General features: G+C 73.0%; 16 protein-coding genes. 10 read left to right on the forward strand and 6 right to left on the reverse strand.

Features of this window, described 5'->3' with window-relative positions:
* The first annotated feature begins 164 nt into the window (after positions 1-164).
* On the forward strand, positions 165-1,121 hold the full coding sequence (locus tag ACZ55A_RS30055) for a class I SAM-dependent methyltransferase (protein WP_468846544.1): 957 nt from the start codon (positions 165-167) through the stop codon (positions 1,119-1,121).
* 69 nt (positions 1,122-1,190) lie between these two features.
* Here ACZ55A_RS30055 and ACZ55A_RS30060 read toward each other — a convergent pair whose 3' ends face one another.
* The gene (locus ACZ55A_RS30060) at positions 1,191-1,886 is read right to left on the reverse strand and encodes a class I SAM-dependent methyltransferase (protein WP_468846547.1); all 696 of its coding nucleotides are present in this window, start codon (positions 1,884-1,886) and stop codon (positions 1,191-1,193) included.
* A gap of 256 nt (positions 1,887-2,142) precedes the next feature.
* Between ACZ55A_RS30060 and ACZ55A_RS30065 the strand changes: the two genes are divergently transcribed.
* From ACZ55A_RS30065 to galE, 3 genes are all read left to right on the forward strand, one after another.
* A complete protein-coding gene (locus ACZ55A_RS30065; protein ID WP_468846550.1) occupies positions 2,143-5,727 on the forward strand; it encodes a bifunctional glycosyltransferase/CDP-glycerol:glycerophosphate glycerophosphotransferase in 3,585 nt (1,194 codons plus the stop codon).
* Positions 5,728-6,013: 286 nt separating this feature from the next.
* Positions 6,014-7,663: a glycosyltransferase family 2 protein gene (locus ACZ55A_RS30070; protein WP_468846553.1), complete on the forward strand. Its 1,650-nt coding sequence runs from the start codon at positions 6,014-6,016 to the stop codon at positions 7,661-7,663.
* Between the two features lie 54 nt (positions 7,664-7,717).
* A complete protein-coding gene (gene galE / locus ACZ55A_RS30075) occupies positions 7,718-8,695 on the forward strand; it encodes a UDP-glucose 4-epimerase GalE (RefSeq protein WP_468846555.1) in 978 nt (325 codons plus the stop codon).
* A 173-nt stretch (positions 8,696-8,868) separates the two neighbouring features.
* On the opposite strand, the gene ACZ55A_RS30080 is transcribed toward galE, so the two are convergent.
* The 3 genes from ACZ55A_RS30080 to ACZ55A_RS30090 form a co-directional block, all read right to left on the reverse strand.
* The gene (locus ACZ55A_RS30080) at positions 8,869-9,528 is read right to left on the reverse strand and encodes a class I SAM-dependent DNA methyltransferase (RefSeq protein ID WP_468846644.1); all 660 of its coding nucleotides are present in this window, start codon (positions 9,526-9,528) and stop codon (positions 8,869-8,871) included.
* A 61-nt stretch (positions 9,529-9,589) separates the two neighbouring features.
* Positions 9,590-9,862 (reverse strand): DUF1876 domain-containing protein, encoded by a 273-nt coding sequence (locus ACZ55A_RS30085; RefSeq protein WP_468846558.1) that lies wholly within the window; start codon positions 9,860-9,862, stop codon positions 9,590-9,592.
* 63 nt (positions 9,863-9,925) lie between these two features.
* Complete coding sequence (locus ACZ55A_RS30090; protein WP_468846560.1) at positions 9,926-12,049, reverse strand: glycosyltransferase family 2 protein; 2,124 nt, start codon at positions 12,047-12,049, stop codon at positions 9,926-9,928.
* A gap of 266 nt (positions 12,050-12,315) precedes the next feature.
* On the opposite strand from ACZ55A_RS30090, the gene ACZ55A_RS30095 reads away from it, so the two are divergent.
* Genes ACZ55A_RS30095 through ACZ55A_RS30105 form a run of 3 tightly spaced genes read left to right on the forward strand, consistent with a single transcriptional unit; the run spans position 12,316 to position 16,198 of the window.
* Positions 12,316-14,808, forward strand: coding sequence for a YfhO family protein (locus ACZ55A_RS30095; RefSeq protein ID WP_468846563.1), 2,493 nt, complete (start codon positions 12,316-12,318; stop codon positions 14,806-14,808).
* Positions 14,808-15,803: a glycosyltransferase family 2 protein gene (locus ACZ55A_RS30100; protein WP_468846565.1), complete on the forward strand. Its 996-nt coding sequence runs from the start codon at positions 14,808-14,810 to the stop codon at positions 15,801-15,803. Before ACZ55A_RS30095 ends, ACZ55A_RS30100 begins: the two co-directional genes overlap by 1 nt.
* Entirely contained in the window at positions 15,803-16,198 is a 396-nt protein-coding gene (locus ACZ55A_RS30105; RefSeq protein WP_468846567.1) for a GtrA family protein, read from the forward strand. The genes ACZ55A_RS30100 and ACZ55A_RS30105 overlap by 1 nt, the downstream gene beginning before the upstream one ends.
* Here the strand turns inward: ACZ55A_RS30105 and ACZ55A_RS30110 are convergent.
* Positions 16,153-18,366: a PIG-L family deacetylase gene (locus ACZ55A_RS30110; RefSeq protein WP_468846570.1), complete on the reverse strand. Its 2,214-nt coding sequence runs from the start codon at positions 18,364-18,366 to the stop codon at positions 16,153-16,155. The two genes, ACZ55A_RS30105 and ACZ55A_RS30110, sit on opposite strands and share 46 nt — an antisense overlap.
* A gap of 203 nt (positions 18,367-18,569) precedes the next feature.
* On the opposite strand from ACZ55A_RS30110, the gene ACZ55A_RS30115 reads away from it, so the two are divergent.
* Complete coding sequence (locus ACZ55A_RS30115) at positions 18,570-20,930, forward strand: bifunctional glycosyltransferase/CDP-glycerol:glycerophosphate glycerophosphotransferase (protein WP_468846573.1); 2,361 nt, start codon at positions 18,570-18,572, stop codon at positions 20,928-20,930.
* A gap of 269 nt (positions 20,931-21,199) precedes the next feature.
* Here ACZ55A_RS30115 and ACZ55A_RS30120 read toward each other — a convergent pair whose 3' ends face one another.
* Entirely contained in the window at positions 21,200-21,823 is a 624-nt protein-coding gene (locus ACZ55A_RS30120; RefSeq protein WP_468846575.1) for a TetR/AcrR family transcriptional regulator, read from the reverse strand.
* Between the two features lie 141 nt (positions 21,824-21,964).
* On the opposite strand from ACZ55A_RS30120, the gene ACZ55A_RS30125 reads away from it, so the two are divergent.
* Entirely contained in the window at positions 21,965-22,885 is a 921-nt protein-coding gene (locus ACZ55A_RS30125) for an ABC transporter permease (protein WP_468846577.1), read from the forward strand.
* Positions 22,878-23,693 (forward strand): ABC transporter ATP-binding protein, encoded by an 816-nt coding sequence (locus tag ACZ55A_RS30130; protein WP_468846579.1) that lies wholly within the window; start codon positions 22,878-22,880, stop codon positions 23,691-23,693. The genes ACZ55A_RS30125 and ACZ55A_RS30130 overlap by 8 nt, the downstream gene beginning before the upstream one ends.
* Positions 23,694-23,737: the final 44 nt, after the last annotated feature.

Below are 23,737 nucleotides of genomic sequence, written 5' to 3' on the forward strand. Positions count from 1 at the left end.
TCCGCGCGGGCCGTGCCCCTGTGCCGCGGCTGTATGCCGGGCGCTTCCATAACTGCACATTTTGCATATTTCCCAGGCATCCCCCACGTGTCCGTGTGCCTGTAACGGCTGTCCTGCACCGCCTTACCGCCCTACGTTCCCGACCGTCTGGAGACGGACCGCACATGACTGCCCCCACCGCAGACCAGAGTGCCGAACAACTCCCGCGCCCTACCCGGCTGTCCGAGGTCAAAGGCTGGTTCTTCACCGCCGACCAGTTGCTCTTCGACTGGTTCCTGACGCATCAGCAGGATCGTTCCGAGCAGGGTGATCTGCTCGAACTGGGCGCGTACATGGGCAAGAGTGCGATCTTTCTCGGTGCCCGGATGCGTGCCGGTGAGCGCTTCACGGTGTGCGACCTCTTCGACTCGCCCGCCGAGGACGCCTCGAACTCCCGGGAGATGAAGAAGTCGTACGCGACCCTGACGCGCCGTGCCTTCGAGGCCAACTACCTCGCTTTCCATGAGGAGTTGCCGACCATCGTGCAGGGTCTGAGTTCGGTGGTCAGCGATCATGTCGAGGCCGGTTCGGTGCGGTTCGCCCATATCGATGCCTCGCATCTGTACGAGCATGTGCACGGCGACATCCTGGCGGTGCGGGAGTTGCTCACGGATGGCGGGGTGGTGGTGCTGGACGACTACCGCGCCGAGCACTGTCCGGGGGTGGCCGCGGCGACATGGCAGGCGGTGGCGAACGAGGGGCTGCGCCCCATCTGCATCACCGGCACCAAGTTCTATGGGACCTGGGGCGATCCGGAGCCGTACCAGAAGGCGCTGCTGGAGTGGATCAAGGCGCGTGGCGATGTCTGGCACGAGGTGCAGTACGTCAATGACGCGCCGCTGGTCCGGCTGAGCGCCAAGGGCGCCAAGGAGCCGGCGCAGCCGGTCTCGCGCCACAAGGCGGTGCCCGCGGCCCGCCCCGCGCGCCCGTCGGCGCAGGCCCCGGGGGCGTCGGCGGCCCGTCCGGCGCCGCGGCCGCCGGTTCCGACCCGCAGCACGGTGCGCAGGGTGGCGCTCGATGTGCTGCCGCCGATCGTCACGCGGGCGATCGTCCGGGCCCGCCAGCGGGCGCGTACGCGCTGAGGCGAGCGGGTGGGCGGGTGCGGGCCGGGGAGGTCAGGAACGTCCCGGCCCGCACCGCTGCCGGGCAGGTCAGCGCGGCACCTGTGCCACCAGTACGAAGACGTTGGAGCGCAGCAGCATCCCGGCCGGCCGTGGCAGTGGGTGGGAGTAGGTGCGCCGTACGGCGAGGCCGGCGGAGGCGGCGAAGGCGCGCAGCAGGGTGAAGTCGGTGAAGCGGACGGGGTCCGGGGCGGCGCGGTGGCCGGCCTCCTGTGGGGTGATCAGTACGACCCCGCCGCCGGGCCGGACGTAGTGGACGTAGGCCCGTAGGAGGTCTTCGACCTGTTCGTCGTCGAGGTGCTGGAGTACGTGCGCGGAGAGCAGGGCGTCGAAGGCGCCGGGGCGGGCGTGCGGGCCGGCGAGGAAGGTGCCGGGGGTGTAGGCGGTCAGTCCGCGGGAGCGGCAGTGCTCGACGGACTGCGGGTCGTGGTCGATGCCGACGCTTCCGGGGGCGCAGCCGGCGAGGACGCCGCCCTCGCCGCAGCCGATCTCCAGCACCCGTCCGGTGCCGATCCGCCGCAGCTGGCGGCGGTAGGGGGTGCGGGCGGGCAGCAGCCGTGCGAGGCCGCCGCGGGCCCGCTCGGCCGGCTCGGCGGGCAGCCGGGCGGTGGAGGCGGCGGGTGCGGTGCCCGTCGGCACGGGGGCCGTGGGGGTGCGGGGGTCGCTGCCCGGCGGCCGGGCGTCGGAGCTGTCGGTGGTGGCGGAGCTGTCGGTACGGCCGGGCATCGGGACGCGGTCACCTTCCCTGGGGACGCGGCGCGCGGGGCGCCAGAACGCTGTGCAACGGGTCTACGGCATCGGATGCGGCCCGGCGGCACGGCGCGCCGACATCGAGACACTGAGCGTCATCACCCGATCACGCGCCGGCGCTGCTCACGAGGTGTCTCACCCTTTCAGCGCAGCTGTGGTGACCGTGCCGCCGATGGGTGAGTTGAAGGGACCGGTCTTGTGCATCGGCAGTCCGGAAAGGCTTGGTCCGCGTATGAAGCCGCGACTCACCGTCGTCGTCCCGGTCCATCGCATCGAGGGGTCCGAGCGGAATGTGGAGGAGTGTCTGGAGTCGGTGGCGGCCCAGACGCTGACCGATCTGGATGTGGTGCTGGTGGAGGCCGGCTCCTCGGAGGGGGCCGGGGGCGCCGGGGAGGGGGGTGCCACGCCGGGCCCGGCGGCCGCGCTGGCCCGTCGGTTCGCCGAGCGGGATCCGCGGTTCCGGATCGTCCGCCATCCGGGGGCCGGTCCGGCGCCGGGCTGTGGTGCGCTGCGCAACACCGGTGCCCGGCACGCCTATCCGCACACCGGCTATCTGGCCTTCCTCGACGCCGGCGATGTGCTGCTGCCGCGCGCGTACGAGGATCTGGTCGGCCTGCTGGACGCGTCGGGTTCGGACCTGGCGACCGGCAATGTCTACCGGCTCGGGGCGGCCGGCCGCACCCAGTCGGCGCACCATCCGGCCGCGCACCGGACCGCGCTGCGCACCCATGTCACCGAAGATCTCTCGCTGCTCTCCGACCATTTCGCGCGCAACAAGGTCTTCCGCCGTACCTTCTGGGACCGGCATGAACTCGCTTTTCCTGAGGGGGAGTTGTGTCATGACGCGGCGGTGACGCTGCCTGCGCACTTCCTGGCCAGGGCGGTCGATGTGCTGCATGAGCATGTCTGTTACTGGCGGCTGCCCGAAGGTCCAGGACGCCCCCGGTGTCCGGATGCGCAGGGCGTACGGGACCGGTTCGCGGCGGTGGCCGGGATCCGGCGGTTCCTGGGTGATCCGGGCCGGGTCCAGCTGAACGCGTATCTGGCGGACTATGACCGTTCGCAGCTCACCGACGGGCTGCTCGATCTGGTGGAGGGGCTGCCGGCGGCCGCGCCGGAGACCAGGACGGCGTTCCTGGACTGTGCCCGTGGCTTCCTGTCGGGTGTGGATCCGCGGCTGTTTCCCTCGCTCCCGGTGGAGCTGCGGATGCGCTGGTATCTGATCCGCACCGGGCGGATGGCCGATCTGCTGACGCTGCTCGGGCACGAGGCGCGTAATCCGGCCGCGTTCGCCGTCGCCGGGCCGCCGTTGCGCAAGCGGGCGGTGCTGCCGCTGTCCCCGCAGCTGGAGCTGCCGCCGGGGGTGACGCGGCTGGACCGGGCCGACTTCCCCGTGCGGGCGAAGGTGGTGGAGGCGGTGTGGCGGGACGGGGTGCTGGTGGTGCGGGGCTATGCGTACCTCCGCAATCTGGGCGCGGCGCACCGGCACAGCTATCTGCGGACGGCGGTGCTGTCGTGCGGGCGGCGGCGGATCCTGTTGCCGCTGCGGCCGCTGATGATGCCGGGGGCGACCGCGGAGTCGGGTCAGGAGCAGCACTGTTACGACTGGTCGGGTTTCGAGCTGCGGGTGGATCCGGCCAGGCTGCGCCGGGGTGGCCGTTGGGAGGAGGGCGACTGGTCGGTGGGGGTTGTGCTGGCTTCGGCGGGCGTGGTGCGGGCCGGTGCGCTGGGTGCGGGCGAGACCGGGTCGGGCGCCGGGCCGTGCGCCCATGAGGTCGCCGGGGAGGGCGCGGAGGACGGGGTGCGGATCACGCCCTGGTACGAGGAGGGGCGGCTGCGGCTGTCGGTGGCCCGCCGTACCCGGCGGCTGACGGGGCACCGTGCGGTGGCGGGCGGTGCGCTGGAGGTGACGGTCGCGGTGCCGGGGCCGGCGCCGACGGCGCTGCGGCTGACGCATCAGGGGACGGGGACGGTGGTGTCGTTCCCGGTGGAGGCCGCGCCGGGGGAGACGGGCGAGGTCACCGTCCGGGTCCGTCCCGACGCGCTGGCCGCGGCCCGTCCCACTCGCGACGGTGCGCCCTCGGCGATCCCCCCGGCGCACACCGAGAGCTGGGTGCCGGTGCTGGTGCTGGCGGACGGCGGCACCGATCCGGTGGCGTGCGATCCGCGGCTCGCGCCGGTCGGGTATCCGCTCGCGCACGGCCGTGAGCTGGTGGTGGCGGCGACGCCGGGCGGCGAGCTGGTGCTGCACGACCGGGTGCCGCAGCCGTATCTGGACCGGGTGCTGTGGCGCGGTGACGGCACGCTGCTGCTGGCCGGCACACTGCCGGATGCCGCGCCGCACGCCACCGAGCTGGTGCTGAAGCATGCCGCGCACGCCGTCGAGCTGGCGTTCCCCACCACTCACGACGGGGGCCGGTTCCACGGCTCGCTGTCGCTGGGTGCGCTGGAGTCGCTGGCGGGGCCGGTGCCGCTGCGTGAGGGCCGCTGGACGCTGCATCTGCGGGAACGGGGGGCGCCTGGCTCGCCGTTGGACGCCCCGGTGCGTATCGCGCCGTCGCTGTTGGACGGGCTGCCGGCGTCGCGTACGGTCCGCGGCAAGCCGTTGGTCCTCGACCGGCAGCGGCACGACGAGGCGCTGGTGACCGCGGGGCCCGCGGTGCCGCCGACCGATCGTGGGCCCTACCGCCGCCGGGTGCTGCGGGAGCAGCACTATGCGCTGCACCGTTCCCGTCCGCTGCGCGACACCGTGCTCTACAGCAGTTTCGGCGGCCGGGCGTACGGGGACTCGCCGCGCGCGGTGCATGAGGAGCTGGTGCGGCGGGGGGTGGAGGTGGAGCATCTGTGGGCGGTGCGTGATGCGCAGACCGCGGTGCCGGAGACCGCGCGGGCGGTGGTGGTGGGCAGCGCCGAGTGGCACGGGGCGCTGGCGCACAGCCGCTGGGTGGTCACCAACACCCATCTGCCGCGGTGGTTCACCCGGCGCGGTGGGCAGCGCATCATCCAGACCTGGCACGGCACCCCGCTGAAGCGGATCGGCGCCGATCTGGCCGGCACGCTGTGTGCGGGGCTGGCGCATCTGGCGCCGCGGCCGCGGGTCGGCCGGCAGTGGAGTGTGCTGCTGTCGCCCAATGCGCACAGCACTCCGGTGCTGCGTTCGGCGCTGGGCTACTCGGGGCGGCTGCTGGAGACCGGGCTGCCGCGTACCGATGCGCTGTTCGCCGCCGACCGTGAGGTGCGGGCGGCGGCGGTGCGGGAGCGGCTGGGTATCGAGCCCGGCAGGAAGGTGGTGTTGTACGCGCCGACGCTGCGCGACGATCTGGCCTACGACGCGCGCCATCACCGGCTGCATCTGCCGCTGGATCTGGAGCTGGCGCACCGGGAGTTGTCCGGTGACCATGTGCTGCTGGTGCGCGGTCATCCGCTGGTCGCCGACCGGCTGCCGGCCCATCATGCCCCGTTCGCCGTGGACGTTTCCGGGCATCCCGATGCCACCGAGCTGCTGCTGGCCGCGGACGTCCTGGTCACCGACTACTCGTCGCTGGCCGTCGACTTCGCCAACACGGGCCGTCCGATGCTGTTCCTGACGCCCGATCTGCCGCATTACCGGGACACGCTGCGTGGCTTCACCCTGGACTTCGAGGCCCGGGTGCCGGGTCCGCTGCTCTCCTCGACGGGTGAACTGGTCGATGCGCTGGGCGACTTGGATGCGGTGGCGGCGGCGTCGGCGGATGCCTACGCGGATTTCCGGGAGACGTTCTGCCACCGCGATGACGGCGGGGCGGCGGGGCGGGTCGCGGATCTGATGGAGCGGTGATGCGGAGGGGGCGGTGACCGGTGACCGGGCCGGTCCGCCGCAACGTGATGGTGCGCGGATCGGCATCGCACGCCGCTCGCGTCGTTACAGCATGTACGGGCGCTCTTACGGGTCCGTATCCACCCGGCCCCGGCTTCCGCCGGGTAACAAGACGGCAAGAAGGCGGAAATCGGGGGGCAGTGGGTGCAACCGCACGGCGGGATTCGCCCTCTGAACCATCGGAAATGGGTTCGGATCCCGCTCGCGCCAAGTGATGCTGTCGACACGAAATGTAGATTTAGTGACTGTGAATGAAGCCCTTGAGCCACTGCCAGGGCCCACCATCACGCCATCCGCGCAGGTCAGCATCGTCGTCATCGCCTTCAACGATGCCGGCCACGTCTGCGATGCGGTGCGCTCCGCCCTTGCGCAGGAGATGCCGGGCGGGACGGTCACCGAGGTGATCGCGGTGAACGACGCCTCCACCGACGGCACCGGCGCCGCGCTGGACGATCTCGCCCGCACCGAACCCCGGCTGCGGGTCGTCCACCGCAGCGAGAACAGCGGCGGTTGCGGCACTCCGCGCAACGACGGGCTGCGCGCCGCGACCGGCCGCTTCGTCATGTTCCTCGACAGCGATGACGTTCTGCCGCCGGGTGCGGCGGGGGCGCTGCTGTCCGCCGCGCTGGAGCACGACGCGCCGGTCGCGGCCGGCGCCTGTGTGCGCAGGGAGCTGCCCGCGCGGCGCGACATCCCCTGGCTGCCGGCCCTCTACCGCGAACCGGCGGTGCACGAGTCGGCCGAGGCCAGCCCGCAGCTGGTCCGCGACACCCTCTGCGTCAACAAGCTCTACGAGCGGGCGTTCCTGGACGGGCACGGCATCGCTTTTCCCGAGGGCCGTTTCACCTACGAGGACTTCGTCTTCACCGCCCGGGTGCTGGCCGCCGCGCCCCGGATCGCGACGATCCCCGACAGCGTCTACATCTGGCATGTGCGCCGTTCGGCGGCGAAGCAGTCGATCTCGCTGGACCGTAAGGACGTCGCCAACTGGCGGGCGCGGATCGAGGCGCACCGCACCAGCGTGCGGATCTTCCAGGACGCCGGGCAGAAGGCGCTGGCGGAGGCGGCGGCCACCAAGTTCCTCGATCACGATCTGCGGATGTACGTCCGGGAGCTGCACACCCGCGGCGGCGACTACCGGGCCGAGTGGTGGCGGCTGACCCGCGACTATCTGGCGGGTTTCGACGAGGCTGCGCTGCGGGCGGCGCGGGCCCCGGCGCGCTGGCTGGCCCGGGTCGTGCTGGCCTCCGCCACGCCCCGCGATCTGGACCGGCTCACCCAGCTGGCGGCCCGGCCCGGCCGGCTGCTGCCGCCGTACGCGGAGGCCGGCGGCCAGGCCGTGTGGTCCGCCGACCTGCCCGGGATCGAGCTGGAGGATCTCGACAGCAAGCCGGTGCACCGGCTGCCGGTGACCATCGACGCGGAGCCCGCGGTCGCCGGCCGCAGCGTGCTGCGGCTGCGCGTGCACGACCTGTACGGGCGGCTGGCCGCGGCGGCACCGGAGAGCATCGACATCGAGCTGCGCCGCCGCCGCGACGACCGCCGCGGCCCGGTCCACACCGCGGCACTGACCCCCGCACGGGCCGCCGGCGGCGGGGAGGCCTGCTGGACCGCCGAGGTCGTCCTGGACATAGCGGCCCTGGCCGAACGCGGCAACGGCTCCGCGGAGCCCGAGCCCTGGGATCTGATGGCGCAGGTCAGCTGTGCAGACGGCGCCGGTTTCCGGGCCGCGCTGCGGGCCACGGGGCCGGGTCTGCGGCGTCGTGTGCTGCCCAGCCGGCGGCACGGGGTGCTGCTGGTGCAGCCGTACGCCACGACCGGCGGGGCGCTGTCCCTGCGCGTCGCCTCCGGGCTGCGCAGCGTCTGGCGGATCGCCGCCCGGCGGCTGCGCCGCTGAGCCGGCGAGGCTCGACCCGTCCGACTGTCCGACCCCCAGCCTAGGATTGACACCATGTCTTACTTGATCACGGGTGGTGCCGGTTACATCGGCTCCCATGTCGTACGGGCCCTGCGAGGGGCCGGCGAGCAGGTCGTCGTGCTGGACGATCTGACGACGGGCGTGGCCGCCCGGATCCCGGAGGGTGTCCCGCTGGTCACCGGCTCGATCCTCAACCGGAAGCTGCTCGACGAGACCCTCGCCGAGCACGGCGTCACCGACGTCGTGCACCTGGCCGCGAAGAAGCAGGTCGGCGAGTCCGTGGAGATGCCGCTGCTCTACTACCGCGAGAACGTGCACGGTCTCCAGACGCTGCTGGAGGCGATGGCGGCGGGCGGTGTCGGCCGGCTGGTGTTCTCCTCGTCGGCGGCGGTCTACGGCATGCCGGACGTCGAGCTGGTCACCGAGGACACGCCGTGCGCGCCGATCAACCCGTACGGCGAGACCAAGCTCGTCGGCGAGTGGATGGCCCGTGCGACGGGCAAGGCACACGGCATCAGCACCGCGTGTCTGCGCTACTTCAACGTCGCCGGCGCGGCCACCCCCGAGCTGGCCGACACCGGCGTCTTCAACATCGTCCCGATGGTCTTCGAGAAGCTCACCGAGGGCGCCGCGCCGCGCATCTTCGGCGACGACTACGACACCCCCGACGGCACCTGCATCCGCGACTACATCCATGTCGCCGACCTCGCCGACGCCCATGTGGCGGCCGCCCGCAAGCTCGCCGAGCCGGGCCCGGTGCGCGATCTGACCCTGAACATCGGCCGCGGCGAGGGCGTCTCCGTCCGCGAAATGATCAACCTGATCACGGAGATCACCGGCCATCAGGGCGTCACCCCGGAGGTCACCCCGCGCCGCCCCGGCGACCCGGCCCGGGTGGTGGCGGCCGCCGACCGGATCGCGGCCGAGCTGGGCTGGAAGGCGCGGCACGACGTCCGCGACATGATCACCTCGGCCTGGGCGGGCTGGCGCCACCACCACCCGCAGGCCTAGGGGGTGTCCGCAAAGTCCCGTCGTCCGCCCGTAGGGCGGGGCCCGCGGCGTCTGGTGCGGTGCATCGCAAGGCGGAGGGTCGTCCTCGTAGTGGGTCTACGTGGACGATCCCGACAACGCAGCGAGGCGCCGTGCCAGGCGTCGCGGGCCAGACGGGACTTTGCGGACACGCCCTAGGGCTTATCCGGCTTACGGGCCATCAGGACGGCCTGTGGTGCCGTCTCCCCCAGCGTCTCGTCCTGTTCGCGCAGCAGCCGGGCGCGGACGTCGAGGCCGGCCTCGCCCAGCAGCCGGGCGATCTGGTCCGGCTGCCGGCGGCGGAAGTCGAGCGACACCGGGTGGCCGAACGGCTGGACGAGGTGCAGCGGCTCGTCGCCGGTCTGGAAGGCGAGCAGCAGCTGCCCGCCGGGGGCCAGCACCCGGTGGAGTTCGGCGAACACTTCGGGGAGCCGTGCGCGGGGGGTGTGGATGATCGAGTACCAGGCCACCACCCCGCCCAGGGCGCCGTCCGGCAGGTCCAGGGCCGTCATGGACCCCTCCTCGAACCGCACGGCCGGGTGCGTCGTGCGGGCCAGCGCGACCATCCGCGGTGACAGGTCGATGCCGAAGACGGACAGGCCCAGGGTGTGCAGATGCGCGGTGACGCGCCCGGGGCCGCACCCCAGGTCGGCCACCGTTCCGCCGCCGCCGGCCTGTACGGACTCGGCGAACGCCGCGAGCACCGCCCGGTCCAGCGGTCTGGCCGCCAGCACGTCGCCGAAGTGCGCGTCGTAGTCGCTCGCCACGGCGTCGTAGAACGCGCGGGTCTCGGTCAGGAACTCCGGTTCACCGATCATGGCCGGGCACCCTACTCCGCGGGCTGCGGTGCCCGCGGCGGGGTGCCCGGTGCGCTGCTCAGGCCAGCGGGTGCGACGTCCGGCCGGACGCCTCGTCGATCTCGTCGTGTGCCTTGGTCAGCAGCTTCATCGCCAGTTCGTTGAGCGCTCTGGCTCCCGCGATCTCCTCGCCGACCCTTGGCTGATTCGCATCGGCGGGGTGGCGGCTTGCGTACCCGTGGGCCCGCACCTCGCTCCCGTCGGAGAGCCGCACCAGCGCGGCGGCACGAGTGCGGTGCGTGTCCTCCTCGAACTCCAGCTCCACATGCCATCCGACAGCGGTCTGCAACATCCCGATCACCTCCAACCGCTGCTACCAGAGTGCTCCCGCGGGCGGAGGGGCGCACGGTGTGCCTCAGGTCCGGTCCGTCCGGGGCGGCGGCCGGAGCGGGCGGGGGACGGTGAGGGTGAGCGGGGCGCGGCCGTCGGTGGTGCGGACGGGGAGTTCCTGGCGGAGCGGGCCGGTGGTCAGGCGCAGGGCCACCTGCCAGGTGCCCAGGGGGCCGGGGCGCAGCTCCGCCCGGACGGTGAGGTGGCCGGCGGCGGACCGTTCGGCGGTGGTGCGCAGGGCGAGGGTGCGCGGGGCGGGCGGGCCGCCGGGGTCGTCGCCCGGGTGCCGGCGGGTTTCGTGGAGGAGCAGGCGGAGCTCGGCGTCGGTGGGGCAGCCGGGGAGGGTGAGGCGGGCGGTGACGGTGGTCCGGCCGGTGCGGGTGACGGTGGCGGTGCCGCGGAGATCGGTGCCGAGCGGGTGGCGGGCGCCGTCGCGGTCCAGGCCGAGGTGGAGATGGCCGTGCGGCGCGGAGCGGAAGAGGGCGGCGACGGCCGGGCCGCCCGGGCCCCGGCCGACGATCCGGGGCCGGAAGCCGGTGGCGGCGGCCGTGTCCCCCGGGTGCGCGGAGTTCTCCGGGTGCGCGGGGTTCTCCGGGTCCTCCTGCTCCTCCGGGTCCACCTGCTCCTCGGCGGACGGGGCGTACGGGTCGTGGTCGTACGGGGCGTCCTGGGGTACCAGCCAGGCCTCGCGGCGGACGGCGGGCCCGGCCGGGCCGCCGGCGGCCGCGCTGCCGTCTGCGGTGACGGCGATCTTCAGGCCCCAGATGCCGTCGGGCAGCGGCCGTCCGTCCGCCGCGGTCGCCGGATCGAGAGCGGCGCGCCACTGTTCGCCGTCGTACCGTGCGCCGATGCGGTGTACGGCGCCGGCGCCGTACAGCAGGACCTCGGCGGTGTCGCCGCCGAGCCAGGGAAGGGCGGCGGTGCCCCGCAGGTGCAGGACGTCGCCCGCCCAGTGGCATCCGGTCAGCCGCTGGCGCAGTACGACGCGGTCGGTCAGCTCGTAGCAGGCGTCGGGGACGGTGCGCCGCGGGTCGTGGAAGCCGGGGTAGCCGGCGTAGATCCGTCCGTCGGCGGCCACGTACGGCGGGGGCCGGGTCCCGGTGTCGGCGCGGACGACGGCGGTCAGCTCCTCGTCCAGGCCGGCCCGCACGTAGTGGGCGCGCAGCCGGAGTCCGGGCGGCAGGGCGGTGTGCACCCGGTCGGTGAGGTAGCGGTCGACGAGCGGGCGGGCGGCGGCGGCCATGGCGCGGCGGCCGGCCGGGGAGCGGGCGAGGTAGGGGGCGGCGAACGGCATGAGGATCTCGCCGTGGAAGTGACGGACCATCAGGGTGTCGCGGTCCGGGCCCGGGGGGACCTCGGACTCGACGAGGGCGAGCACGGTGCCGATGTAGTGGAGGTAGGCGCACCAGTCCAGGTCCTGGCGGCTGGCGTTGCTGTCGTCGGGGCGGCCGTGCAGGTAGTAGCAGTCGTAGTCGGCGAGGACCGAGACGGTCCGGGCGCGGAGCAGGGCGGTGATGCCGAAGGGCAGGTCCTCGGCGAGCAGCCGGCCCTCGACGAAGCGCAGCCGGTGCTGTGCGAGGAAGGCGCGGCGGAAGAGTTTGTAGGCGGCCAGGGTCCAGTAGACGGGGGAGTCGAAGGGGGTGGCGCGGGCGCGGGTGGTGCGCAGGTCGACGGGGGCGCCGCGGCCGTCGGCGCCGACGATCCGGCCGTAGACGATGTCCGAGTGGTGGGTCTGGGCCATCCGGATGAGGCGGTCCAGGGCCTCGGTGCCCAGGCGGTCGTCGGAGTCGAGGAAGAAGACATAGTCGCCGGTGGCCAGGTCCAGTCCGGCGTTGCGGGGGCGGCCGGCGCCGCCCGAGGCCTCCTGGTGGAGCACCGTCAGATTGGGGTGGTGGCGGGCCTGTTCGGTGAGCCATGCGGCGCTGCCGTCGGTGGAGCCGTCGTCGACCGCGATCACCTCGATGCGGCACTGGTCGAGGGTCTGGGCGAAGACCGAGCCGAGGCTGCGGGCCAGGTAGGGGCGGGTGTTGTGGACCGGGACGATCACGGAGACGGCCGGGGCGGCGGGGCTGTCCGGACCGTTCGGGCCGTGCGGACCGTGCGGACTGTGCGGACCGTCCGGGGCAGGGGCCGTGGATTCGTCGGTCATCGGCACCCTGCCCTCCGCTCGTTCGGTGCGGCAATTCCTCGAAAGCCCCGCGTCCCAGCAGACCAAAGGGGACTATTAAGACATATAACGTGGGGTGAACGTTCGCCGAGTGTGGAGGAGTGCCGGTGGCTCCGACGCCCGCTACCCCACAAGAGGCGGTCCGGCCCCAGGAAGTTGTCCGGCCCCTGCCCGGCGCCCCGCGCCCGGCGGCCGGGCGCGGGGTGCTCCGCCGGCCGGCCGCGCCCTTGCTCGCGGCGGCGTTGTCCATGGGAGCGTACTGTCTGGCGCTGGGCCGCTACGGCAGTTACCCGTTCGGGCCGCGCTCCCGCGCCGTCAACGATCTGGGCAACCAGTTCGTCCCGTTCCACGCCCGGCTGTGGGACCTCCTGCACGGACACGCGAACGGGGACTGGTTCTTCAACTGGAGCAGCGGCTACGGGGTCCCGTTCCTCGCGGACTTCTTCACCTACCTGATGAACCCGTTCTCCTGGCTGGTCGCGCTGTTCCCGCGCGAACGGGCCGACCTGCCGGTCTTCCTGGTCACACTGCTGAGCATCGGTCTGGCCGCCGCCCTGATGACCGTGTTCCTGGGCCGGCTGCACCCGGGGCCGGGCTGGCTGCGGGCGCTGCTGTCGGTGGGGTACGGGCTGTGCGCCTGGGTGCTGAACGACGGTTTCGCCGACCCGATGTGGATGTGGGGGCTGGTCGCGCTGCCGCTGGTGGGGATCGCGGCGGAGTGGTGTGTGCGCCGGACCCGCTGGGTGGCCGGCACGCTGCTTCTCGCCCTCGCCTGGGCGGGCAACTTCTACACGGCGGCGATGGCGACCCTGGCGATGGCCCTGGTGCTCGGTGTGCGGCTGCTGACCGCCGGCCGGATGACGCCGGGTGACCGGCTGCGGGCGGCGGGCCGGGCGGTGGCCATGGCGGCCACCGGGATCCTGCTCGCCGCGCCCGTACTGACCGTCAGCCTGCACGCCAGCCGGGCGGCGCAGCCGGCGCCCCCGATCACCTACGGCGAGCGGCCGCCGCTGCTCTACCAGGTGGCGCAGCTGCTGCCCGGCGGCCACGGCGGGCTGCCGGCGCCCAATGTCTCCGTCGGGATCCCGGGGCTGCTGCTGGTCGCCGCCTTCCCGTTCGTGCGTGCGGTGCCGCTGCGGGTGCGGGCCGGCTGGTGCGTCCTGGCGGCGGGGGTGGCCGCCTCGTTCGTCTGGGAGCCGGCGATCCTGCTGTGGCACGGCTTCGCGCTGCCCAACGGGAGCCCATACCGGGCCGCCTTCGTGCTCAGCGGGATCCTGGTGATGATCTCCTGGCTCGCGCTGGCGCACCGTCCGCGGCCCGGCGAACTGGCCGCGGGCGCCGCGCTGGTCGCGCTGCTGGCCTGGCTCTGCCGCGATCAGGACGGGGTGGACACCGCGACCTGGGTCCTGGTGGCCGGCGGTGGCGCGGTGACGCTGGCGGGGCTGGCCGCGCTCTTCGTGGTGCGCGCCGGCCGGCTGCGGACCGCGGTCACCGCCGCGCTGACCGGCACGGTGCTGCTCGGCTCGGCGTACACGGCGTACTCGGTGACCGCGGTGCGCGACAGGATCGTCTGGTTCAAGCCCAAGATCACGATGACCCGGGCGTCGCTGGCGGCCCGGGACCGGCTGGCCGCCCGCACCGACTGGCCGCACTCGCGCACCGACCCCGGCCCGCACGAGTTCGCCAACAACGATCCCCTGCTGCTGGGCGGTGAGGGCGGCGCCTACTACAGCAGCTATGTGCCCGCGGCCACCGCCCGCACCCTGCGGGGCCTGGGCGCCGGCTGGTACATGAAAGGCCGTCATACGCTCAGCTTCGAGGACCCGGTGGGCCAGGCGCTCATGGGTGTCGGCAGCTATCTGGCGCCGGTGGGGCACCACCGCTCCCGGTTCGTCCCGCACCGCGCCCGGCCGGCCCCGCTGCTGACCGTACGCCGCGGACCGGCCGCGACCGGCGGGCTGCCGCGCCCGGCCGGCGGCGCCGAGCCGCCCACCGTCTTCGCCCGCCAGGAGCGGGTGCTGGGCGCCGCCGTCTACGAGGTGCCGGAGCTGACGCCCACCGCGGGCGCGGTCCCGGCGCCCGTCCGCGGCGGCTGGCTGCTGCCGGCGCCGGCACGGCCGGTGGCCGGACCGGACGGCGCCGGGACCACCTTCACCGCGCGGTGCGCCCCGGACAGCACCGTCGTGTGGTCCGCGCCCTGGTTCTCCGGGCAGGTCAGCGGGCTGGGCAGGCGCACCGAGGGCGTCGGACGGTACGACACCACCGCCAATCCGGTGCGCAGGCTGGGCCGGGTGCCCGCCGACGGCACGGTCGCGGTGCGCTTCACCGGAGTGGGCCGCCAGCTGGTGCCCGAGCACGCCGTCGGCTGTGTGGCGCGGCGCAGGCTCGCCGCGGCGGTGCGGGCGCTGCGCGGGCCGCGCTCCCTGACCGCCGGCGGGCACCGGCTGACCGCGCGGCTGCCCGCGGGCAGCACGGGCCATGCGGTGCTGGCCGTTCCGGCCGTCGAGGGGTGGGGCTGTGCGGTGGACGGCGGGCCGTACGCGGCGCCGTCCACGTTCGGCGGGCTGCTGGCCGTGCCGCTGGGCTCCGGAGCCGGCCGGCTGACGTGCAGTTACGTCCCGCCGGGGCTGACGGTGGGGCTGGCGGCGAGCGGCGGTGCCGGGCTGGTGCTCACCGTGGTCGCGCTCCGGGGGCGCCTGCGGGGCCGGCCACGGCTCCGCCCCACCAAGGAGGCCGGTTGATGAAGCTCTCCGTCGTCGTGCCCTGCTACAACGAAGAGGCCGTGCTGAGCCGCTTCGACGCCTCGGTCCGTGCGGTACTGGAACGCCTCGGGGTCCCCTACGAGCTGTGTTACGTCGACGACGGCAGCGGCGACGGGACCCTGGCCCGGCTGCGCGGTCTGGCCGCGCAGCACCGCACCACCACCCGCTACCTCTCCTTCAGCCGTAACTTCGGCAAGGAGCCCGCCATACTGGCCGGCCTGCGGGCGGCCACCGGCGACGCGGTGATCCTCATGGACGCCGACCTCCAGCATCCGCCCGAGCTGATCGGGAAGATGCTCGACCTCCACCAGCTCGGCCACGACCAGGTGGTCGCCAAGCGCAGCCGGGACGGCGACCGGCGGCTGCGCAGCGCGCTCAGCCGGCTCTACTACCGTGCCGTCAACAGCTGGGTCGAGGTCGAACTCACCGACGGCGTGGGCGACTTCCGGCTGCTGTCGCGCAAGGCCGTGGACGCGCTGCTGTCGCTGCCGGAGTACAACCGCTTCTCCAAGGGGCTGTTCTCCTGGATCGGCTTCGACACCGTCACCTTCGACTACCGCAACGCCGCCCGGGAGGCCGGCGAGACCAAGTGGCGGTTCGGCTCGCTGGTCAACTACGGCATCGACGGGATGCTCTCGTTCAACTGCCGCCCGCTGCGGCTGGCCATCCACGCCGGACTGGGGCTGGCCTCGCTCGCCGCGCTCTACACCCTGTGGATCGTCGGCGCGGCCGTCGTGGGCGGGGTCACCGCCCCCGGCTATGTGACGCTGGTGGCGATCATCGTGGGCCTGGGCGGGCTGCACATGGTGATGCTCGGGCTGATCGGCGAGTACATCGGGCGGATCTACTACGAGACCAAGCGGCGGCCGCACTTCCTGGTCAAGGAGAGCGGCGGCGAGGCCGGCGTGCCCGCCCCGGCGGACGGCGCCCGTGCCGCCGGCGCCGCCGCGGCCGCCGGCTCGCGGACCCGCTGATGCCCGGCCGCCGGGAGCCGGCCGGCTGGGGCCGGCCGGTGCGCTTCGCCGCCGTCGGCGGGGTCAACACCCTGACGTTCTACGCCTGTTATCTGCCGCTGCACCGCCTGCTGCCGTACTTCGCCGCCTACACCGCCGCCTTCGTGCTGAGCATGGGCTGCTCGTTCCTGCTGAACACCTACGTCACCTACCGCACCCGGCCGACCTGGAAGAAGCTGCTGCTCTTCCCGCTGACGCAGGTGACCAACTACGGGGTGCAGAGCGCGGGGCTGGTGGCGCTGGTGAGCTGGCTGGGGGTGAACAGTGCGCTGGCGCCGCTGGCCGCTGCGGCCCTCGCCGTCCCGTTCACCTATGTCGTCTCCCGGCGGATCCTGCGCCCGGCGCCCTCCGTCTGAGCCCGCCACCCCCGGAACAGCGCGCTCTGCCCGACCGAGGTCTGACGGGTCGTGTACAGCCGGCCGTCGGTGCCCAGCACGGCCACCACGGCGCGCCCGACCGCGTCCTGGGCGACGGCGGCGGCCGCCGAGTGCGGCACCCGGCCGCGCTGCCAGGGCCTGGGGGTGTCCTGGGCCATCGCCGTCCGTACGTCGCCGGCGTCGTCGCGGGCCGCCAGCACCATCCGGTCACCGCTGCCGACCGGCGCCGCCGCCACCCGGCCGTGGCCGCCGACGGCCGGGCACTGCGCGGTGACCCGCCAGCCGCCGACCAGCCGCTGCCGTTCGGCGATCACCACCTGCGCGGTGCCGGCGCGGCGGTAGACGGCCCGCACCACGCCGCCGGCCAGCGGCACCAGGCTGACCGGGCCGGCCGGCTGCGGCAGTCCGGTGGCGGCGGCCGGCCGGGGCGGCTGCCCCGGCTCCTTGGACACCCAGTGATGCACGGCGCGGGCGCTCGGCGCGACCAGGTGGATCAGCCCGTCGGAGTCCACCCCGGCGTCCAGCCCGTCGACGATCTGCGGTGACGCGACCAGCCCCCCGACCGGGCCCTCCAGCCGCTCCCACGGGGACCAGTGCGCGCCGGAGGGGCCGCTGCGGTGGGAGATGGTGCCGTCCCAGGTCCGCACGAAGACGTGCACCGCGCCGTCCGGGGTGGCCACCGCCGCCGGGAAGCCGGTCTCCAGCGAGCGGACCGGGTCGGCGTCCGGGGACCCCAGCGACTCCCAGCGGCCGAAGACCGGCCCGCCGTCCGGGGCGGTGCCGCGCTGCGCCACGGTCATCAGCTCACGGCGGTGCGCGGCGTTCCGTCCGGGCAGCACGGTGCGGGTGGCGAACAGCTGGAGCATGCCGTCGCGGCGGCGCACCACATGGATCTGACCCTGTAGCAGCTCCCCGCCGACCCGCACCGGCGCGCCGAAGCCGCCGCTGCCCGGCCGGGTCTCCGTCCAGCGGTACGCGGCGCCGCCCAGCACCGCGAAGGCGGTGAGCCGGCCGTCGGCGGCGGGGCGTATCCAGGCGTTGGAGCCGGGGGCGCGCAGCCGGGTGGAGCGGGTCCAGTTGCGGGGCCCGCCGTTGAGGGCCGACCCGCCGACCTTGCGGTCGCCGCAGCCGGCCGGGTCGCCGCAGCGGCGGTGGTCGGCCCAGCCGTACACCGACAGCAGCCGGGCCTTGCGGCGGGCGGTCCTCAGGTCGAGGTCGTTGGGCAGCGTGGCGGCCTCGTAGCCGAGGTAGTGCTCCACGACGGGCGGGCGGCCCCCGGCGCGCCCCTGGTAGGCGGCGAGCGCGGCCTGGGCGAAGTAGGCGGAGGCGGTGTGGTCCTGATGGTCGTAGTAGCGCAGGCCGGCCAGCCGCCGGTCGCGGTCCGGCGTGGCCGGCGGGCGTCTGCGGGAGTGCCCGGCGTTGGGGTCCAGGGTCCGGACGACCGTGGGCCGGACCCGGTCGAGCACCGTCACCAGGGTCTGGATGACGTGGTCGCGGGTGTAGTGGAACCGGCTCCGTACGGGGGTGCCGGACGGTAGCAGGGTGGGCAGGGTGTCGACCGCGCCCAGCCACAGGCCGCGCAGGCTTCTGGCGCGGGCCCGCCAGACGGCCCGGGCCTCCACGAGCTCCAGGAAGACCAACTGGTGGTGCGGGGCGGCGCGGAGGGTGTGCAGCTCCGCCTGGAAGCCGGGGAGCAGGGACACCGCGGAGACGTCCCAGGGCGCGGCCGGGTCGCCGGTGGCCATCGCGGCGTGTGCGGCGCGCAGCCCGTTGGTCCGGGCCCGGGCGAAGGCGGGGCGGTTGCCGGGGGCGCCGCGGGGGCCGGCGGCGCTTCCGCGGGCGTTGCGCCCGTCGGCCTCACCACCCGTCAGACAGACCGTGACCGAGCGCGCCCCGCCGCGGATGGACTGCTCCAGGTCGGGGTTCATGAAGAACAGTCCGTCGTCGGGGTGCGCGATGACCTGGAGGAAGGACTGGTCGGCGGGGTCCACCAAGGACCGTCCGCCGCCCGCCGGTTCGGCCGTACGGGGGAGGTCCGGGGCCCACCACGCCCACACGCCCGCGCCCGCCGTCGCGGCGAGTACGCCGCCGCCGGTGGCCTGAAGCAGTCGGCGGCGGGAGAGGAGGTGCGGGTGCGGGGGTGACACCCCCTCAGTATTCGGCCGGCCCCGGAATCCCGCCCGTCCGGATGGTCCGCAGTTGCCCCTATACGTGATGAGCGCCACAGAACTTTCAGGTTACGAACAACAACCTTTTCGGGTGAACAGGAGTCAGAAGGCTGACAATGCAAAGACCCCTTTAGGGCTTTTTTGCGTTCTGCGCTCAGATCGTCACGAGGAGTAAGTACCGCATGTCCGAGACAGCCCTCGACGCCGTACCCCGCTTCAGCATCATCGTCCCTGTGTTCAGAGTGCAGGGCTTCCTGCGCGAGTGCATGGACTCGGTGCTGGCGCAGGACTTCACGGACTTCGAGCTCATCGCCGTCGACGACTGCTCACCCGACCGCAGCGGCGCCATCCTCGACGAGTACGCCGCCCGCGACGACCGCGTCCAGGTGCTGCACCTCCCGGAGAACGTGGGCCTGGGCCTGGCCCGCAACGCCGGCCTGGAGAAGGTCCGCGGCGACTACGTCCTCTTCCTGGACAGCGACGACACCCTGGTCCCCGGTGCGCTCTCCGCCCTCGCCGAGCGGCTGACCGCCACCGAGAACCCCGAGATCCTGATCTTCGACTACGCCCGGACGTACTGGGACGGCTCCGCCCGGCGCAATGCGCTCGCCGAGCTGCTCGACGAGGCCGGCGCCCCCTCCTTCACGCTCGCCGAGCGCCCCGAGATCCTCGATCTGCTCCAGATCGTCTGGAACAAGGCCTACCGCCGCGACTTCATCGAGGAGCACGGCTTCGCCTTCCCGGTGGGCTACTACGAGGACGCCCCCTGGACGTTCTGCACGCTGATCACCGCCCGGACGATCGCCGTCCTGGACCGGGTCTGCCTGCACTACCGCCAGCGCCGGCAGGGCGGCAACATCCTGCGCACCACCAGCCGTAAGCACTTCGACGTCTTCGACCAGTACGAGCGGGTCTTCGACTACCTCGACGCGCACCCCGAACTGTCGCGCTGGCGCCCGCACATGTTCCGCAAGATGATCGACCACTACCTGACGGTCCTGGACAAGCCCGGCCGGCTCCCGCACAACGCCCAGGCCGAGTTCTTCCACCGCGCCGCCCGCGACTACCGCAAGCGCGTCCCGGCCGGCTTCGTCCGCCCCACCGGCATGGCCGGCGGCAAGTACGCACTGCTCGCCAAGGACGCCTACCCGGCGCTGGCCGGCCTCAAGGTCGCCGGCAAGGTCCAGCGCACGGTGCGCAAGCACGCCACCAAGCGGGTCAAGCAGGCCAAGAAGAAGGCCATGGACCTGCGTTACCAGGCGCTGCTGCGGCAGCCGCTGGACGAGAACCTCGCGGTCTACTCCGCGTACTGGAACCGGCTGCCGGCCTGCAACCCCCTCGCCATCTACGAGAAGGCCAAGGAGCTGGCCCCGGACGTCCACGGTGTGTGGGTCGTCAAGCAGCACCTCGCCGACTCCGGCCAGATCCCGGCCGGCATCGACCACGTCGTGCTGAACTCGCCGCGCTACTGGGAGGTGATGGCCCGCGCCAAGTACCTCGTCAACAACGTCAACTTCGCCGACGGCGTGGTCAAGCGCGAGGGCCAGATCCACCTCCAGACCCACCACGGCACCCCGCTGAAGTCGATGGGCACCGACCAGAAGCGCTACCCGGCCGCCGCCAAGGGCATGAGCTTCCGCAAGCTGCTGGCCCGCGCCGACCGCTGGGACTACTCGCTCTCCTCCAACCAGCACACCACCGAGCAGTGGGAGCGCGTCTACCCCTGCAACTTCGAGTCGGTGGACGCCGGTTACCCCCGTAACGACATCTACTACCGCGCCACCGCCCAGGACGTCCTGGACATCCGCGAGCGCCTGGGCATCGCCCCCGGCAGGACGGCCGTCCTCTACGCGCCCACCATGCGCGACTACCAGGTCGGCTACGTCCCGCGGCTCGACCTGGAGAAGATCTCCCGCGAACTGGGCTCGGACGACCAGGACTTCGTCCTGCTGGTGCGCACCCACTACTTCTACGACCAGAACCCGGGCCTCCAGGAGCTCCAGGAGCGTGGCGCGCTGATCGACGTCTCCGGCCACCCGGTCGTCGAGGAGCTGTGCCTGGCCGCCGACGCCCTGGTCACCGACTACTCGTCGATCATGTTCGACTACGCCAACCTCGACCGGCCGATCATCAACTACACCGACGACTGGGACACCTACGTCCGCTCCCGCGGGGTCACCTTCAACCTGCTGTCGGGCAAGCCGGGCGACACCCCCGGCGTGATCGCCACCACCGAGGACGAGCTGATCGATGCGTTCCGCAGCGGCCGCTGGGACGACGAGCGGGCCACCGGGCTGCGGGCCGCGTTCCGCGCGCGGTTCTGCCAGTGGGACGACGGGAACGCCGCCGAGCGCGTGGTGCGCCGGGTCTTCCTCGGCCAGGACGCGCACCCCGAGCCGCTGCCGCAGGACGAGCGCACCGTGGCGCCCTCCCCGCGCGCGGCGGCGGCCGCGGCCGGACTGCTCAAGCTGCCGACGCCGCGCCCGGCGGCGGACGACGGCGTACCGTCCTCGGGCACCTCGGACGTGGAAATGGCGGGCTGACCCCCGCTCCCTGCACACACGCCCGTACACGCCCGTACACACGCCCGCACCCCCGGCCGGATGCCGCCCGGGGGTGCGGGTGTGTCGGTGCGTAATCCTCTTGCCGCTCCCGCTGCGGGCCCCAGGAATACCTCCCCGCCCCGCCTCGTTGTGGCCCCGCAGGGGGCCCTCGCGTCCCCTACGGGATGCGTTCGCCCCCGCCCTAGGTGACCCTCGCCCCGCCCCAGGCGACTCTCGCTCCGCCCCTGGCTGGCTCACTCCTGGCCGGCTCACTCCGCCCCGAGCGCCGCCGTCACCGAGCCCGCCAGCGCATCGAGGTAGCCCGCGGGCAGCTCGTCGCGGACGACCAGCAGCCGCCAGTACAGCGGCCCGGTCAGCAGGTCCAGGGCGAGCCGGCCGTCCGCACCGGCCGGGATCTCACCGCGTTCGACGGCGCGCGCCAGCATCGCCGCGGCGACGCCCTCCTGGCTGTCGTGCAGCGCGGACTTCAGCGCCTGCGCCAGCTCGGGGCTGCGGGCCGCCTCCGCCAGCAGGTCGGGGATGATCTGCGAGGCCATCGGGTGCCGCAGCGCACGGGCCGCGACCTCCAGCAGCATCCGGACGTCGCCGCGCAGTGAGCCGGTGTCCGGGGTCGGCATGCCCGCGGCGGCCACCGCGGAGACCACATCGAGCACCAGGTGCAGCTTGGAGCGCCATCGCCGGTAGACGGCGGTCTTGCCGACGCCCGCCCGCCGCGCGATGCCCTCGATCGACATCCGGGCGAAGCCCACGGCGGCCAGCTCCTCGAAGACCGCGGCGCGGATCGCCTCGGTCTTGTCCTCGCGTAGTACGGCGGCGCCCGCCGGGGTCCGGCGCGCCGCCGCGGATTCGCTCCCGCTGCCGTTCTTTGCCATGGCTTGAGCCTAGCGTCACGACGCTACGGTTGCGTTTCGACGTGAGCTCCCTTTAGTGTCGAGCGCGTTGCGACGATACGGACCCGTTCCGTCGTCGGCCCCCGTTTCTGCGGCCCCCGTACGCAAACGAAAGCGGCCTCCATGCCCCAGACCCTCACTCCCCCGGCTCCGGTACCCGCCGGCGCAGCCCCCGACCCCGAGCTGCGTGCGCTGGCCGAACGCCATGGCCTCACGGTGAGCGGCGCCCGCCCCCCGCTGCCCGAGTACGTCCGGCAGCTGTGGCACCGGCGGCACTTCATCGCCTCGTTCGCCACCGCCAAGCTGACGGCGCAGTACAGCACCGCCAAGCTCGGCCAGCTCTGGCAGGTGGTGACCCCGCTGCTGAACGCGGCCGTCTACTACTTGATCTTCGGTGTGCTGATCGGCACCAAAAAGGGCGTCCCCGACTTCGTGCCGTTCCTGGTGACCGGCGTGTTCGTCTTCACCTTCCTCCAGAACTCGGTGATGGCCGGCACCCGGGCGATCTCCGGCAACCTCGGTCTGGTGCGGGCGCTGCACTTCCCGCGGGCCTGTCTGCCGATCTCGTTCTGCCTGATGCAGTTGCAGCAACTGCTGTTCTCCATGGGCGTGCTGGCGGTCATCCTGCTGTGCTTCGGACAGCCGCCGACCTGGTCCTGGCTGCTGGTCGTGCCGGCGCTGGCGCTCCAGTTCGTCTTCAACACCGGACTGGCGATGATGATGGCGCGCCTGGGCTCCAAGACTCCGGACCTGGCGCAGCTGATGCCGTTCCTCATGCGGACGTGGATGTATGCGTCCGGCGTGATGTTCAGCATCGACGTGATCCTCAAGGACAAGCACGTCCCCGCGGTCGTGGAGTTCCTGCTCAACGCCAATCCGGCAGCGATCTATATCGACCTGATGCGCTTCGCCCTGATCGAAAGCTTCACGGCGCGCCAACTGCCGCACCATGTATGGGCGTTCGCCGGCGGCTGGGCGCTGCTGATGGGCGTCGTCGGCTTTGTGTACTTCTGGAAGGCTGAGGAGCGGTACGGACGTGGCTGAGGTCGTGGCTGAGCAGAAGAACGGCGGCCGCCCGTCGGCAGCCGCCCAGGAGCGGATCCCCACCGTCATCGCGGACGATCTGCACATCGTCTACCGCGTGTACGGCACCGGTGCGGGAAAGGGCAGCGCCACCGCGGCGCTGAACCGCATCATCCGCCGCAAGCCCTCCAGCGGTGTGCGCGAGGTGCACGCGGTCAAGGGTGTCTCCTTCACCGCCTACCGCGGTGAGTCGATCGGTCTGATCGGCTCCAACGGCTCGGGCAAGTCGACCCTGCTCAAGGCGGTCGCCGGGCTGCTGCCCGCCGAGCGCGGCAAGGTCTACACCCACGGCCAGCCCTCCCTGCTGGGCGTCAACGCGGCCCTGATGAACGACCTGACCGGTGAGAAGAACGTCATTCTCGGCGGTCTGGCCATGGGCATGTCCCGTGAGCAGGTCCGTGAGCGCTACGACGGCATCGTCGACTTCTCCGGCATCAACGAGAAGGGCGACTTCATCTCGCTGCCGATGCGCACCTACTCCTCCGGGATGGCCGCCCGGCTGCGGTTCTCCATCGCCGCGGCCAAGGACCACGACGTGCTGATGATCGACGAGGCACTGGCCACCGGCGACCGCAGCTTCCAGAAGCGCTCCGAGGCCCGCATCCGCGAACTGCGCAAGGAAGCCGGCACGGTCTTCCTGGTCAGCCACAACAACAAGTCCATCCGCGACACCTGCGACCGGGTGCTGTGGCTGGAACGCGGCGAACTGCTGATGGACGGCCCCACCGACGAGGTCATCAAGGCCTACGAGAGGGAGACGGGCAAGTAGCCCGCCCGGTGCGGAAAAGGGGGACGGCCCCGGGAGCCTGGAGC

This window comes from Streptomyces sp. NPDC034111, assembly GCF_055575375.1.